We start from the raw sequence: 16261 nt of genomic DNA on the forward strand, positions 1-16261 counted from the left end.
GATCAGGCAGTCGGGTGGCCGGTCTGCGGGGTGTGGATCAGCGGGGTCAGGTCGAAGCCCTGCTGGCGCGCCTGCGCCAGGTAATGCTCCTGGGTGGTGGCATCCAGGTGCGGCTCGCGCGCCAGCAGCCACAGGTACTTGCGGTCCGGGCTGCCGACCAGCGCCACGCTGTAGTCCGGGGCGACCTGGATGATCCAGTAGTCGCCCTTGGTGAACGGAAGCCAGCGCAGCCCCTTTGGCAGGAAGGTGACCTGCAGCCGGGCAGGATCCTTGTCTACCGGGCAGGCCTCGCCGTGGGCTTCTTCGATCTCACCGTCCACGCGGCATTTGTTGACCACGGCGACGTGGCCATCGTCGATGAGGGTGTAGTTTGCCGTTACATCGGTACAGTCGACCGGCTCGTGGCTCATGGGCAGGCGGGCGATTTCGTACCAGGTGCCCAGGTAGCGCGGCAGCTTGAGGTCGGCAACGGTCTTCAGGTCGGGGTGGCTGGTCATGTGGGCATCGTCGAAGAGGTGGTGGCCAACATGCCCGGGCCGCCGCCATGGCGGAGTGAAGCCGCGACGCGCGCTGGAACGGTACGTTGTGGCGGCGTCATGCCGGGCGCGACGACGCGGCGCTATGCTGGCCCGGACCCGTTCAAAGGAGGTGCGGATGTACCAGGTGATCCTGCTCAAGAGCGACAGCGGCTTCGCCCGCGCACAGTGGGAAACGGTGGACGATGTGGTGGACCACGAGGGCGTGATGTACTCGCTGCGGGCCGGCCCGCGCCAACCGCTGCCGACCGATCATGCGTGGGACGAGATCGCGGTGTATGCGCCGGAGGAGATCAGCGAGGAGGAATTCCAGGACTGGTACGCGGCCCTGCAGCCGCAGGTCGAGGAGCTGCGCCTGAAGTACTGAGTTGCATACCCGGTGTGAACGAGGCCCGGTTTATAGTCCCCGGCATGTCCGCGTGAACCCTGGGTGCTGGTTTTGTCCTTCCGTCATCGTTTCCCCCTGCTGCGGCCGCTGGCCGGTCTGTTGTTGTTCACCTGGCTGTGCATGGCCCCCGGGGCCTGGGCGCAGGCGCCTGACGATCCGGCAGCCGAGGCCAAGACCCAGCTCAACCAGGCTGACAAAGAACTCAAGGCGATCCGTACCGCATTGCCGGATGCGGAGACCCGCGAGACGCTCACGCCGTTGTTCGAACGGGCCATGGCCGTGCAGCGCGATGCCGACGATGCGCAGGCCGCCCTGCAGCCGGAGCTGGACCAGCTCGATACCCGCCTGACCCAGTTGGGCACGGTGCCGGAAGGCACCGTGGAAGCGCGCGAAGTGGCCCAGCAGCGCAGGTCGCTGACCCAGCAGCGCGCCGATATTGCCGCTGCCGTTGCGCGGGCCAAGCTGCTCGCGGTGGATGCCAAGCAGCTGGGCGCGGATATCGAGAAAATGCGCGTCACCCAGCTCAGCGAGGACCTGGCCCGCAAGGTCAACTCACCGCTGTCGCCCTCGCTATGGCGCAAATTCGCCCGTGACGTGCCGGCCGACCTGCAGGAGCTGGGGCAGATTTACCGGCAGGCCGAAACCACGGCGCGCAAGGCGATCGCGCAGCATGGCTGGACCGCGCCGCTGACCGGCCTGGCAGTGGCGCTGCTGCTGTTCTTCCCGCTGCGCCTGTGGCTGCGTGCGGCCGGGCGCCGCTATGCGCAGTCCGAGCGGGCCCCGGACGGTCGCCTGCGCCGCTCCGGCCTGGCGGTGTGGCTGCTGGTGGTGGGCACGATGCTGCCGGGCCTGGCCTGCGTGGTGTTCTTCGGCGCGCTGGATGCCATCGGAGCGATTCCACCGCGGCTGGAAAAAGTGGTGTTCAGCATCCAGGTGGCCACCTATATCGCGGCTTTCATCACCGCGCTGAGTGCGGCGCTGCTGGTGCCCAAGCGCCCGTCGTGGCGCCTGCTCAACCTGGATGACGCCGCCGCGTGGCGCCTGCGCAAGTACGCGTGGGGCGCCGCCGCGCTGACCTGGATCAGCATCGTGCTGATGGCGCTCAACCGCGCCGCGCGCACCAGTGCAATCACCACGGTGGCGGTGGACGGGCTGATCGCCATCACCTACATGGCGCTCATCATCGCCATCCTGGTCTCGCTGGCGCGCCTGCACCGGCGCCAGACCGACGAGGCGGAGGCAAAACTCGAAGCACAGGCGCAATCGGACGGCAAGGCCAAGGGCCCGCCGCGTCGCAGCGGCTGGATCGTGGTCGCACGGCTGGCCGGGCACATCGTGGTGGCCGCTGCGGTGGTCGCCACGCTGCTGGGCTACCTCAACCTGGCGCTGTTCGTGGCCCAGCAGCTGGTCTGGGGCGCGGTGGTGCTGCTGGCGGCGTCGCTGCTGATGAAGTTCGCCGACGATCTGGCCACGTGGCTGCTGTGCCCGACCAGCAGCGTCGGCCGCACCGTGCTGCTGACCACCGGGCTGAACGAATCGCGGGTGGTGCAGGCCGGTGTGCTGCTCTCGGCCGGGCTGCGCATCTGCGTGATCCTGCTTGCGGTGATGGCACTGACGGCGCCGTTGGGCAATCTCAGCGCGCTGTATGGCGGACTGGATACCTTGTCCAAGGGCATCAGCCTGGGCGACAACCTGGTGCTCAAGCCCAGCAGCGTGCTGTACGCGGTGCTGGCCTTCCTGCTGGTGTGGGCGGTGATGCAGGCGTTCCAGCGCTGGCTCACCGACACCTACCTGCCCAAGACCGAGCTGGATGCGGGCGCGCGCAATTCGATCAGCACCGTGACCCGCTACCTGGGCATCATCGCAGCGGTGCTGTGGAGCCTGACCGCGCTCGGCATCGGCTTCGAAAAACTGGCGCTGGTCGTGAGCGCCCTGTCGGTGGGTATTGGTTTCGGCCTGCAGGCGATCACCCAGAACTTCGTCTCCGGGCTGATCCTGCTGGCCGAGCGACCGGTGAAGATTGGTGACTGGGTAAAGCTCGGTGACCAGGAAGGCGACATCAAGCGCATCAACGTGCGTTCCACCGAGATCCAGGTAGGCGACAAATCCACGCTGATCGTGCCCAACTCCGAACTGATCACCAAGACCATCCGCAACATGACGATGGGCAATGCGCAGGGGCGCATCCAGATCCAGTTCACCGTGCCGCTCAGTACCGATGTGGCGATGGTGCGGCAGACCCTGCTGGATGCATACACCGACCATGTGGGCGTACTGGCCGACCCGGCGCCGTCGGTGTTCATCGATTCCATCGCCAACGGCCAGGTGGCGATCAACAGCTTCGCCTATACCTCCGGCCCGCGCGCGGTGTATGGCGTACGCAGCGATCTGTACTTCACGATGCTGCAGAAGTTTGCCGCCGCCGGTATCGCGCTGTCGTCGCCGACCGACATCCACCTGGTGCGCGATCCGGCCCCGCCCCAGGCACCGTGATGCCACGCCGCGGCCCGCCTCATGGACGGGCCGCGGGCACGCCCAGGGGGCCCTGATCGGGCAGCAGGACGACAGGAGGCTGCAGCGGTGCCAGCTCGTCCCCGCTGTCTTCGTCGGACGCTTTGGGTCCCTGTTTGATCGGTTTGAGCGCCTTGCCGGGTGAGACATGCGGCGTACGCGGACTGCCGCCGACCTTGATCAGCATGCCGGCGGCACCGCCGCCCTCGCCCAGCCGCTCCTGCAGCGCCGGGCCGTACAGGGTGAGCGTGGCCGGGTCGACCAGATGCAGGGTGCGGCTGCCGCTGGCCACCGGCGGCGGGGACACCATGGCGCCGGGAATGCCGTCCACCGTGCGTACCTTGATCTCGTACAGCGGCGATGCCAGTGAGCTGCCTTCCTTGGCAATGGCCATGCCTTCGCGCATGGCCCAGCGCACGCCCACGGCGCGTGCCGGGGGGCGGTTGGGGTCCAGGAACGACCACAGGAAGCGCAGGTTGCCGCGCGCAGTGCGTTGCACGACGCTGACGCCTACCCGCACCAGTGCCACGCTGCCCGCGGCAGGATTGAGTGCATCCAGCGTGCCCCGGCCCAGCACCCGCGACAGCTCGGCGAAGCGCGGCATCGTCATCTTCAGGCCGGGCCGCATCAGTACCTTGGCCACGCCGCCGATCACCGGTCCGACCACGATGATCGATTCCAGGTACAGCCCGAAGGCGGCCATCGCGAACTCGTTGCGGTCCTTCGAGGAGATACGGCGCACGTTTTCGACGAACGGCACGACGAAGTCCACTGTCTTCAGCCACAGCGGCGCGTCTTCCAGGTGGTCCTCGAAACTGGTGGGTGCCCAGCCTTCGCGACGGAAGGCAGCAGCGTCCAGCCAGAAAAACCCCTCCTGCACCGGGTGGACCAGGGCATGGAACGGCGAGCGCGGCGCGGTGCCGCCGCCCGGCGGCGGCGCCAGCAGCGGCTCGACGATCACGTCCGAGGAGCGCCCCGCTTCCGGTGCCCTGTCCGAGGCGTAGGCCTCCCAGTCCACCGGCAACGGGGTGCCACGGCGCACCTGCACCGTGGCGACGTTGCCGCTGCGCAGCCGCACCTTGCGGTTCTGCAGCGCACCGCCGAGCGGCAGCGCGCCTTCCAGCTGCAGGGGAAGGATCCGGTTCTGCAGCGGGAACAGCTGGAAGTGGCGCGGCTGCCCCGCCAGCGTCAGCGTGTACACCACGCCGAAACGGCCCCGGTAGGGATCGGTGTCGTTGCGGGTTTCCTGCCCCGCCTCCAGCTCCGGTTCGTGGGTGCGCAGGGTGAACACCTGCACATCTCCGCGCAGGAGGGCCGCGCGTTCTTCCTCGGGGCGCTGGTACAACGCCTCCTCGATCAGCACCCCGTAGCCGCGTCGGGCCTTGCGGAAGTAAGCATCGAAGCGCTTCTGGTAACGCGCGTTGATATCAGCCAGCCGGGCCAGGCCCGGTTTCATCCGCGCGTAAGCGGTCTGCAGCGCCGCTTCGTAGCGGGGGTTGCCCTGGGCCTGGTTGAGCGGGGAGTCGGGAACGAAGGTGCGGCACGGCCGCCACGCCGCGGCCCCGCCGCGCAGCACACCGGCCGCGACGATTTCATGGAACGGGAAGCTGCGTCCGAAATGGTTGTCGTCATTGCACAAGCGGAATTCCGTGGAGTTCCACGGCTGGTCGGCGAGCACCCCAGGGAAGCGTGGGAATACCCGGCGGATTTCGGCTTCCACCAGCGGCATGCGGTAGGGCAGCGGCGCCAGTACATCGCCTATGGCCTGTTCGATGTCGCTCACACGCTTATCGAACGCACGCAGCGCGGCCTCAATGCGTGCGCTCGGCGACAGCGGCGAGGAAAGCGCGGCGTGCTGTTCCAGTTGCCGGTAAACATACCAGTCCAGCGTCGGCAGGCGGCGTGCGTCGAGGGTCAGCTGCCTGACCAGGTCGGGTGTCGCCCCGTCCCCGGCAAGCTCGGCCGAGAGGGTGATCAGCTCACTGAACCGCATCTGCTGCGAGAGGCCGCGCCGCAGGCGCTCGGCCAGGTGCACGCCACTGACGAAGTTGATCGAGGCGATGGTGTTTCCATACACCAGGTTGGCGGGCACGTCGTCGGCCAGCAGCTCCGGCGCGTGGTCCTGCAGGGCCAGCGTGCATGCCATGTCCAGAAGCGAGGCAGGAATGCGGCCCATGCTCCGCAGGTAGTCGTGGAAATCGAGCCGTATCTGGGCAAAGGTGCGCCCCCAGTTGGGATACTTGTGCAGGCGGTAGCCCAGCAGCACGCGCGCATCGCGATCCGACGGCGGGCCCAGGTCGAGCACGATCGCCACCCGCGTCAGGCTGGCCAGCAGCGTCGGCGAGGTCGGTGCCCCATCGCTTCCCGTGTACCAGCCCAGGTCCCGCAGCAACGCCGCCTGCAGCGCGAGCGCACGCGGGGTGCGGGCCATGGCGGCCACGTAGTGGCTGGCGCGGTGCACCTGGTCCAGGGCCATCTCGCCCTGCTGCAGCAGGGGCCGGGCCAGGTACTCCAGCAGCGTCTGTTCGCCAGGCGCGCGCTGGGCGAGGAACCCGGTGGTGGTTTGCCTTACCTGGTCCAGGTCGGCTGCGTCCAACGTGTCCGCCGCGTGCAGCAGGTCGGCGCGCATGCCCAGCCTCAGTTCGCCGAGCAGGCGTTCCACGCATCGCGCAGGGCCATCTAGGTGGCCGGCCTCGCGCGGCCCACAGCCACCATGTACGGCAAGTACGTCAGAGGCGTTGGCCCGGCCGTCGGAACGGACCACGCCGCCCAGCTGGCCGGCCACCTCGCGCAGTGCGCCCCAGGGTGCGAGGGGCAGCGCGTCCAGTAACCGGGTCTGGTTGAACAGGTGCAGCGTACCTGCCGCGTCCTGCACCCGCAGCGATCCGTCCGCATCCACCGACATCCACCGTGGCGGGAGGTGCTCGCGCGGGAGCAGTTCGAGCATCACCGGGTCCGCGATGAGGCGCGCGAATGCCGGCAGGGCCGCCTGCAGCGTGGTTGCCGTGGCGGTGCCCAGCGCGGGGCGATGGACGACCGTGGCCGCATCGGCGCGCCGCGCAAGCAAGCGGCCCAGGTCCTGGAGTTCGTTGCTGGCCTGTCGCCACGGCGGCAGCGGGCCGGCGCGGCGCTGCCAGCTCGCGTGGACACGGGCGATGGCCTCCAGCAGCTGCGCCTGGGTGCACGCTACCGGGGCTGGGCACGGCATATGGGCAGGGGCGGGAAGCGCGCCATGGAACTGCAGCGCGTTGATCAGGGGCACGGCAGTGCCGGGAGAGAAGCGCCCCAGGCGATCTGTGATCCGGTACAAGGCGTCGAGCTGGTCCAGCAGCAGCCCGGGTAGCGGGTCGGTCAGGCCGTCGGCGATCACCACGCTGCGACCCGAGCCGCGCACGCGTGCGGTGATGCCGTCGGCGCCCACGCGCAGGGAATGGAAGGTCGCATTGGCCTGTCGCATCGCCAGCCACACCCCGGGTTGCTCGAACACCTGCTGCAGCCGCCGCTGCCCGGCCTGCCATGCGGCATGCAGTGGCGACCCGTCGGCGGGTACGAGGCCCTGGTGCGCGAGCGCGTCGTCCCATGTCGCCGGTGCGCTGTCGAAGCGCTCCCACAACCGATCCAGCAGGCGCTGGTGATCCTGCTGTGGCGGGGAGTCGCTGCGGTCGTCCCACTCGACCTCCAGCCGCGCGCCTGCGGGGATGCCTGGACGCGCGGGTGCGAGCTGCCGGTCGAGCGCAGCCAGGCAGTCGTCGAACTGCGCATCGTCCATCGGCACCGCAGGCAGCGGCGCGGCGTAGTAGGCCAGCATTTCCGGCACCCGAAGCCGACCGTCCGAGCGCACCGGCGCGTGCAGCAGCGTAGCGATGCCGCGCAGCATCGTGTCGAGCGGGGCCAGCACTGCCGGTGGCTGGCCGGCCTCGAACAACGTCGCCATGCGCGTGCCCGGGAGGGCACGGGCGCGCACCGGACCGTGCGCGGGATACTCCAGCTGGGTGGGATCCACATGGTGATGCCAGCACAACGCGACCACCTCCGGGTGCTGCGACAGCTGCAGAAGCAGGCTGCGTGCCAGCGCGGCGTTGTGGCCCAGGTGTGAGCGGGGATCCGGTCGCCAGCTGGACCATGTGGGTTCCATGCCGCGGATCGGGATCGCCTTCAGCGCGTGGACCTGCTGCTTCAACCGCAACAGCGTGCTGGTTTCGTTGGTCACGCGGATGTGTCCGTCCGGCTGTTGCTGCAGGCGGTGCTCAAGGCGCTGGATGAGCGGATCGAGCAGGGCGGGCGCGTACTCGGCTTCGTGCATGTCCTGGTCGAGATAGAAGCCCAGTGCACAGGCCAGGCGCGCGCTGACGGCGTTGTCGAAGCAGCCGCCCGCCTCGCGCACGGTGCGCTGCAGGTCGTTCAACATCGTATTGGTGGGAGGGGACCAGAGGATGCGCTCTGGCGCATCCGGCTGCGCATGCAGCACGACCCGCATGCCGGAGGTGGCACGCGTTCCGCTCAGGCTGCCATTGGCGACCACGAGCGAAGAGGGGGGCGTGCGTTCGTCGTACAGGATCTGCAGGAAATCGTCCTGCCGGTAAAGCCACATCAACTGCTGGCGGACCGCGCGCACGGCCAACGCAAACGGCGAGCCCTCGACGGGTGCGAACGCGTGCTCCGGGAGGCTCGCGGTCCCTGCCGCCGAAGCGGTATCGCGCAGCGTCCATAGCGCCTCCAGCAGCATTGCCTGATCCTGCAGGCCTGCATCGTCGCGTGGCCCGGTGTTGGACCCCCTCGACGCGGGGCGGGAGTGCGCAACCGCGCTTGGCGTCGTGTCCGCCGTCGCGACGGCAGGCGACGGATTCCGCGACCATGCCACCAGGCCGCCCCCCAGCGCCGCCGCCGCCAGCGTACCGAGGACGGCCACCGTGCGTCGCTGCGGGTGCGCAGCGGCGAGGGCAGGAAGCACCGCCGCCGCAGCGACCGCAACCGGCAGTGGGGGTGCCAGCAGGCGCGTGGTGTCCGCCCCCGACGCGGCAGTGCGCACGGGCTGTATCGCCCGCGCCGGTGGCGCCAGCGCCGTGGCGTCAGCCGCGGGCGTACAGAGACGACGTGCGCCGGTGCCGAGCAGGTCGAGCTGTTCAAGCACGGCTGGCAGCGCGGCAATCCGTTGCCCGATGCGCGTGGCGGGCCGGTCGCAGAGGCGCTGCTGGAACCACAGTGCCCATGCGGTAGCGAGCAGCGCCAGGCGCAGGGGCGAGGCGGGCAACTGCAGCTGAGCGTGGAGGGACGCGTGCGCGGTACCGGCCTGCTGCAGCAGTGCCTCCAGCCAGGTGGGAAACGCCGCGATCAACGGCTCCACCCAGGCACCGCCGCGCAACGTCGGCAGCGGAAGCTGGCTGAGCCAGCACAGCCAGGGCAGCGCGGTGCCCTCCTGGAGGAGGCGGGGCAGCGCACTGGCCTGCTGGGTCCAGGCCAGCAGCTGGGCGCCCTGCGGCCCGAGTGCCAGGTTGGCGATGCCGTGCAGGGCGATGCCCGCAGCACGCCGGCACTGCAGGCGGCCCAGGCCGCTGAGGATGGCAGCGACCACCTGCGTGCACTCCCGGTGCCACGCATCGGGCGCAGGCGCGGGTGCCGCTTGCCAACCGGCCATGGCCTGCAACAGCGCAGGTTGGCGCGCTGCCACGGGTGTATCCCGTACGGCCTGCGCAAGGTGCGCAGCAAGCTCATCCGGTGTTGCGTCGACCAGCAGGGCCAGCAGGCGGGCTTCCAGCAGGGCGAGCTCCGACGGCAGCAGTGGGCATCGGCGCAGGAGCCGCGTCAACGTGTGCGGCAGCGCGGCATCCGGTCGGCAGCGATCCGTCGCAGGGTGCGATGTCGTGTTGTACAGCTGGACGGGAACGCAGCGGTGCTGCGTTGCGTCCGGTGCGCCGGCGGCAGCGAAGGACGCGGTCGCCAGGCGACCTGCGGCCTGCAATGGCAGCAGAATGAGGGCCTCCCCGGATCGACATCGGCCGGCGCACGATTGTGCCGACCTGACTGGACCCGGGGTGTGCGTGGCATCGCAGAATCAGGCAGCCGCGAGGTCCGCGCTGCCGCGATCAGCCGCGGTTGCCGCGACGTGACGGGATCAGCGCGAAGTTGTCCACGGCCAGCTTCTCCGCATGGTTCAACCACGCGCGGATTTCCAGATCATCCACTTCATGGTCCAGGCCGAACGGAACGCTGATACGCCCTTCCGCATCGGGCTGCACCCACTGCTGGGCCACCACCACCTTGCGCTTGGACGACACCGCTTCGATCCAGAAGCCACGATCAGGCGACTGTTTGGCGACGAACTGCAGCATGTACTGGCCGGCACGGGTACGACGGCCCTTCTGCGTGATCATGTGTGCCTGGCGGATGCTCGGGCGTGGACCGTTGAACGGGTCCAGCGGCGCATCGACGGCGAAGCCCTCGCGCAGCTGGTCGTCGCGGTAGAGCTTGATGCCCTTGTCGCGATTGACCAGCATCGCGCACCAGTCACCATCGGCCGAGCCGTCTTCGAACGCAGTACAGCGGTCCACGTAGGCCAGCGTATTGTCCGGATCGGCCAGGTCGAACTGCTTGGACGTATTTTCCAGATAGACCGATTTCAGGTCCCATTGCTTGTCGTATTCGAGCAGCACCGGCGGCTGCACATGCTGCAGGCCGATCACCACCTGGTTCTCTTCGTCGATACGCAGCTGGCGGGTCTTGTCGCCCAGCCACAGCGAGCGCGAGAAGGCCAGGTAGCGCGGGAAGTCCCTGCCGTCATCGCGGAACACCGCCGCGCTGGCGCTGGCGGGGCGCTCGGGCTGCAGCAGCGAGCGGCCAAACCCGATTTCGCCAATCTCCGGCTCGATCAGGCTGAGCAGCGTGGCGCCCGAATCCAGCGTGGAGCCGTGCTGCGCGTCCAGCTGGCGCGGGGCGATATCCTTGCCCAGGAACAGCAGCATGTTTTCGCGTTTCTGCTTGGCCAGGATGTGGCTCAGGTCGTTGGGCATGGCCAGGTGGTCGGACGCGATCACGATCAAGGTGTCGTCGCCATACGGGCTGGCCTGGATGCGGTCGACCAGCTTGGAAATCAGCCCATCGGTGCACTTGAGCGCATTGAGCAGGCCGATATCACCGTAGTCGCTGGTGTAGCGGGTTCGCTTGCACGCCACCGGCAGATGCCCGGCAGGGTGGTGGGTATCCATCGTCAGCGTGGTCAGCATGAACGGCTGGCCAGCCTTGGACAGCTGCATGAAGCGGTCATATGCCTTGTCCAGCAGCACATCGTCATGCACGCCCCAGGTGGAAAAGTGCGACCGGGCGATCTTCTGCTGCTTGAACCAGGCGAGGTCGTCCACCGCGTCGAAACCGTGCGTGGCCAGGAACTGGCCCTTGCCGGCGAACAGGCCATTGGCACCGCCCAGGTAGTGGTTGGTGTAGCCCTGCTGCTTGAGGTAATCACCCAGGCACACCGCTTCGGGGAGGAAGCTGCCCATGCGGTCCATGCTGTTCTCATCGCCCTGCGCGGTGGTCAGCGGTACGCCGCACATCGACGACACCAGCCCGGCGATGGTCCAGCCGCCACCTTCGGCCGAGACCAGTCCGCGCACATCCAGCGCCTGCCCGGCAAGGCGGTTGAGGTTGGGCATCAGGCCGGGGAAGGTGGCTTCATCCAGATAGGTGCGTTCCAGGCTTTCGCCGTAGATCCACACGATGTTGCGTGGCTTGCGCAGCGGCTGCTGCGGCACGCGGTATTCGGGCGCCACCATGCTGTAGTCCACCGGCCGCATCTGCTGGTACAGCCGCTGGCCATCGCGGTACAGCGGGCTAACGCCGATCGCCAGCACCCACACCGCGAGGAAACCGGCGAACACGCCCCGACCGTGCGCGGTGTGGTGCCATCGCTTGATGCGTGGAGTGAGAAGGGGCAGCAGTGACAGCAGCGCCAGCGCGATGAAGCCAGCGATGTAGCCCTTGAAGTCCGAAACGCCGGCGCCTTCCATGTCCGCGCCGAGGTGGTACAGGGTGGCCGCATTCAGGCCATCGCCGGAGAGTTTGTTGATCAACCACCACGCACTGAGCGTCAACAGCAGCAGCGACATCAGGCTTGCCTTCCACCATGCCCAGCGACCTGAAGCGAGCAGCAACCAGGTGAGCAGCAACAGCGACAGCAGCAGGATCCAGAGCATGGGCATCATCGGCAGCGGAGACAGGTGCGATCGGCTGCCCAAACACACCCACATGACAGGCCGATGACCCGATCATGCCTGCACGAACCTGACTGAAATGTTTGTTGGAAACACGCTGTTCGCGCTTACACCGCATTGCATTGGAAAGGGTAAAACGCATGTGAAGACGGCACGCTTTCGCGTGCCGTCTTCATCACCTGGCATGGGCGCGCTGGCGTCTACCGATGCCCGCGTTCTTCCCTTGAACGTGCGCGCCGATCAAACAGCAATGCACTGAGGATGATGCCCAGGCCAAGGAATACACCGATCAGCATCAACGTGAATGCGATGGCCGGATACCCGAACAGGTGCCACCCGGTATCGACCTTCATCATCATCGCTGCAGCAAGAATCAAGGCAGCAGTGACAATGCCTGCCGACACCCGGTTGGCGATCTTCTGCAGGTTTTCCATCAGCCGGGATTCTTCCAGCCCGGTGACTTTCATCTGCAGGCGGTTCTCGGCCAGCAACGCCAGGATGTCCGACATCTTGCGCGGACCCTCGCGCAGCAGCTGCTGCACTTCCATCGCTTCACTGGCCAGGTTGGCCGCCGACAGCGACTTCTTCAGGCGCGCGCGCATGACGTGTTGCAGCTGGCGCTCGACGATGCGACGCGTATCCAGGTCCGGCGACAGCAGCCGGCACACCGTCTCCAGGTTCAGCAGCGCCTTGCCCAGCAGGCTCAGCTCCGGCGGCGTGCGCAGCCCGCTGGCGGTGGCGATGCGTACCAGATCCAGCACCACGCGCCCTTCCGAGAACGTGCCGCTGGCGGCATAGCGCGCGATGACCTGGCCGGTTTCGCGCAGGTAGCGCTCTTCGTCGAAGGCTTCCAGTCGCGTGCTGATGCCGATGATCTCGTCGGCCACTTCTTCGCCGCGCCCGTCCACGGCGGCGAACAGCAGTTTCAACAGCCGCTCGCGCAGGCGCGGCGGCATGTGCGCCACCATGCCCAGGTCGAAGATTGCCAACCGGCCTTCGGGTGTGACCCGCAGGTTGCCCGGATGTGGATCGGCATGGATCTCACCATGCACGAAGATCTGGTCGATATAGCCACGGATCAGCGCCGCCGCCAGCGGTTCCATCGGCTCTTCGGTGCGGCGCACGTCGGGAATCATGTCCACGCGCACGCCCTGCGCCAGCTCCATGGTCAGCACGCGGTGGCTGCAGTAGTCCCAGATCGGCTGCGGCACCCACAGCGGCTTGAACGGACGCAGGTGCTGGCCGAAGCGCTGCAGGTTCTCGGCTTCGGCCTGGTAGTCCAGTTCCTGCATGAGCGTCTTGGCGAACTCGTTCAGCCAGTCGCGCAGGCGTACCCGGCGTCCCACCTGGGTGAGGTGGTCGGCGGCCAATGCGAAGCTGCGCAGTACCTCCAGGTCCGAGCGCAGCTGCGCTGCCACTTCCGGCTTCTGTACCTTTACCGCCACTTCGCGGCCGTCATGCAGCTGCGCACGGTGTACCTGCGCGATGGACGCGCAGCCCAGCGGCACCGGGTCGAAGCTGGAAAACAGCTTGGACACCGGCGCGCCCAGTTCCTGTTCGATGATGGTGTAGATGCGCTCGACCGGGATCGGCGCGACCTTCTCCTGCATCCGCTCCAGCGCGGTGGCGAATTCCACCGGCACCATGTCCGGGCGGGTGGAGAGCATCTGGCCGAGCTTGACGAAGGTTGGGCCGAGCGATTCCAGGTCGGTGACGAACTGCTCGGGGTTGCCCTCCGGCGGCAGGTCGTGGACCGCACGCGAATCCAGGTTCATCCCGGAAAACACCCCGGAATGGCGGTAGCGCAGCAGCAGGCGCAGGATCTGGCTGCGGCGGTTCATGCCTTTGACCAGCGACGGCGAGCCGGGAACAACGGGCGTGGTATTCAAGCAGGGCTCCGGGGCAGGACAGATCGGCAGTGTCGCCGCAGGGCGGTGGTGGGGCGGTGAATCCGGCTGATCTTCCACGAACGTGCCCGGATCGGTCAGAATCGGCGCCACCCTCTGATTTCTGGATTGCCATGGCCGGTGCCAGCCTGTTTGCGTTGCTCGACGATATTGCCGCCCTGCTGGACGACGTTTCGATATTGACCAAGGTGGCGGCCAAGAAGACCGCCGGCGTGCTGGGCGACGACCTGGCGCTGAACGCGCAGCAGGTGACCGGGGTCAATGCGAACCGGGAGCTGCCGGTGGTGTGGGCGGTGGCCAAGGGCTCGCTGGTGAACAAGGCGATCCTGGTGCCGGCGGCGCTGGCGATCAGCGCACTGGAAGCCTGGCTCAAGGGCAAGGGCTATCCGATTCCGATCGTGGTGCCGCTGATGATGATCGGCGGCGCGTTCCTCTGCTACGAAGGCGTGGAGAAGCTGGCGCACCGTTTCCTGCATTCGCAGGAGGAAGACGAGCAGCAGAAGGCGGCGCGGCTCAAGGCGCTGGCCGACGAGAAGGTCGACATGGTCGCGTGGGAGAAGGACAAGGTGAAGGGGGCGATCCGCACCGACTTCATCCTGTCGGCCGAGATCATCGTGTTGTCGCTGGGCGTGGTATCGGCCGCGCCGTTCCTCAACCAGGTCACCGCGCTGGTGGTGATTGCCTTGGGCATGACGGTGTTCGTCTACGGGCTGGTGGCCGGCATCGTGAAGCTGGACGACGTAGGCCTGTACCTGTCGAAGAAGGGCGGGGCGCTGGCCGCGTTCGGACGGGGGCTGGTGGCGTCCGCGCCGTGGCTGATGAAGTTCCTGTCGGTGGCCGGCACCCTGGCCATGTTCCTGGTCGGCGGTGGCATCCTGGTGCACAACGTGCCGGCGGTGCATCACTTCGTGCTGGGCATCGCCGGCAAGGTCGCGCCGTGGGGCTGGCTGGTGGAGGCGGGCGCGAACCTGGTAGTGGGTGTGGTGGCCGGTGCGATCGTGCTGGCGGCGGTGACCGGGTTCCAGAAGATGCGTGGGAAGACGCCGGCGCATTGACCACGCAACACAATGACGACCCAACGGTACCATCGGTCCACGGTCCACGGTCACCGGTCACCATCGAGTTGCGTGGTGGTATTCACCCAGCCTGGACGCGGTTCTTGCCTACGCGTTTGGCCGCATACAGCGCCGCATCCGCGCGCTTCAACAGGGCCTCGCCGGTTTCGCCGGGCTGCCACTGGCTCAGGCCCGCGCTGAAGTGCACCAGCACCCGGTGCCCGTCGAGCTCCACCGGCCGCTGCGCCAGCGAGCGCTGCAGGCGCAGCACGGTGGACATGCTGTCCGCGCCCGGGGTTTCCGGCATCAGCAGCACGAACTCGTCACCACCGATACGCGCAATGGTGTCGGTACTGCGCAGCAGCAGCTGGCAGACCGTGACCAGGTGGCGCAGGATCGCGTCGCCACCGGGATGCCCGTAGCTGCTGTTGGTCTGGTGGAAATCGTCCAGGTCCAGCAGCGCCAGCGCCAGCGGATGTGAGTGCCGCTCCGCCCTGGCCAGCTCACGTTCCAGCAGCTCGTCAAAGCCGCGCCGGTTGAGCGCGCCGGTCAGCGGATCGGTGCGCACCAGCCCGGACACATCGCGCAGTTCCTGTTCGAGTTCGGCAATGCGTGCCTCGGCCTGCTCGACCTCGCGGCGCGCGTTGCCCAGATGGTCGCGCGCCTGCAAGGCCTGCTCCTGCACACGCCCGGTGTCCTGCAGCACGTCCTGCAGGAGCTGGTTGAGATCGGCGATGCTGCGCGCCTCCTTCAGCGCGAGCGCATAGCTGCTGATCCGGTCGTGGTACTCGCCGGTGCTGACCGCCATGCCGTCCAGGCGTTCGATGAAGCCGCCCATCAGGCTCTTCATGGCCGCCTTGGATTCGACGATGCCCTGCTTGAGCAGGCCCTGCTTGTAGATCACCTCGCGCAGGTTGGCGCGCGCCTGCTCGACCGAGTCGCGGTCCAGTGGCCCGCTGATCAGCGCGCGCACCGCATGCACCTGGCCGTGCAGCCAGCTGCTGTCGTCGAGCAGCTCGCCGATGTTGTCCAGCAGCAGGTCGAACAGGCTCAGCAGCAGTTCCTGCTGCTCCTGCCAGCCATCACTGCGCACCCCGATCTGGTGGGTCAGTTCGCGCAGCCGCAGCTCCAGCGGCTGCAGTGGCTGGCCGGGATGCCATTGGCGCAGGTCGGCGGCCAGCTGCACCGGCTCGTCCTTCAGTTCGGGCATGTTCTGCAGCAGGCTGGCCACGGTCACGCCCAGGGTCAGGCGCAGCAGCTCGCGCAGGCGCAGGCTGTCGGGCTGGCCGTCGGGGCTGTCCTGTTCGATGGTGCGGATGTACTTGTCGATCAGCTGGCGCATGGCGCGGCCATAGCTGACCCAGTCGGCACTGCGCTGCGCCGACTGCAGGCGCAGGCCCATGTCACCCAGCTCGCCGGGCAGGGTGGACATGCCGTGGGCGAACGCGGCCAGCAGTGGTTCGGGCTGGTCGGCCCCGGCGAACAGGCGCTGCAGCATCGCGCTGCTGCCGCCCTTGAGCGCGGGGGCGTCCGCTGCCGCGCCGGCCGCGCTGTCTTTCGCCTGCCGGCGCAACAGCAGCCGACCCACGGCGGTGCCGGGGCTGGGGCTGGGAAGAGCGTCCTGCGGGTCCTTCATGCGGCGGGTCCTGGTGGGTCACCG

The 16261-nt window shown here is 68.0% G+C and carries 8 protein-coding genes; 3 read left to right on the top strand and 5 right to left on the bottom strand.

All coding sequences use genetic code 11. The features are described from left to right. Nucleotides 1-2 precede the first annotated feature (2 nt). Complete coding sequence (locus ACQG3P_RS09650; RefSeq protein ID WP_184125929.1) at nt 3-497, bottom strand: lipocalin family protein; 495 nt, start codon at nt 495-497, stop codon at nt 3-5. A 157-nt stretch (nt 498-654) separates the two neighbouring features. Between ACQG3P_RS09650 and ACQG3P_RS09655 the strand changes: the two genes are divergently transcribed. Together ACQG3P_RS09655 and ACQG3P_RS09660 are read left to right on the top strand one after the other, a co-directional pair. After that, nucleotides 655-903 carry a hypothetical protein gene (locus ACQG3P_RS09655; protein ID WP_426804916.1) on the top strand — a complete coding sequence of 83 codons (249 nt, stop codon included), beginning with the start codon at nt 655-657 and terminating at the stop codon, nt 901-903. Between the two features lie 141 nt (nt 904-1044). After that, nucleotides 1045-3417: a DUF3772 domain-containing protein gene (locus ACQG3P_RS09660; RefSeq protein ID WP_426804959.1), complete on the top strand. Its 2373-nt coding sequence runs from the start codon at nt 1045-1047 to the stop codon at nt 3415-3417. A 19-nt stretch (nt 3418-3436) separates the two neighbouring features. On the opposite strand, the gene ACQG3P_RS09665 is transcribed toward ACQG3P_RS09660, so the two are convergent. From ACQG3P_RS09665 to ACQG3P_RS09675, 3 genes are all read right to left on the bottom strand, one after another. Next, on the bottom strand, nt 3437-9241 hold the full coding sequence (locus tag ACQG3P_RS09665) for a hypothetical protein (protein WP_426804917.1): 5805 nt from the start codon (nt 9239-9241) through the stop codon (nt 3437-3439). Between the two features lie 277 nt (nt 9242-9518). Then, nucleotides 9519-11621, bottom strand: a complete 2103-nt coding sequence (locus tag ACQG3P_RS09670) for a phosphoglycerol transferase I (RefSeq protein WP_426804918.1) — start codon at nt 11619-11621, stop codon at nt 9519-9521. Between the two features lie 218 nt (nt 11622-11839). After that, nucleotides 11840-13480, bottom strand: coding sequence for an ABC1 kinase family protein (locus ACQG3P_RS09675; protein ID WP_184126079.1), 1641 nt, complete (start codon nt 13478-13480; stop codon nt 11840-11842). 179 nt (nt 13481-13659) lie between these two features. Between ACQG3P_RS09675 and ACQG3P_RS09680 the strand changes: the two genes are divergently transcribed. After that, entirely contained in the window at nt 13660-14601 is a 942-nt protein-coding gene (locus ACQG3P_RS09680; protein WP_426804919.1) for a DUF808 domain-containing protein, read from the top strand. Nucleotides 14602-14683: 82 nt separating this feature from the next. On the opposite strand, the gene ACQG3P_RS09685 is transcribed toward ACQG3P_RS09680, so the two are convergent. Then, entirely contained in the window at nt 14684-16237 is a 1554-nt protein-coding gene (locus ACQG3P_RS09685; protein ID WP_068854316.1) for a GGDEF domain-containing protein, read from the bottom strand. Nucleotides 16238-16261 lie beyond the last annotated feature (24 nt).

Source organism: Stenotrophomonas sp. SrG, assembly GCF_050031795.1.
Taxonomy (GTDB): domain Bacteria; phylum Pseudomonadota; class Gammaproteobacteria; order Xanthomonadales; family Xanthomonadaceae; genus Stenotrophomonas; species Stenotrophomonas rhizophila_A.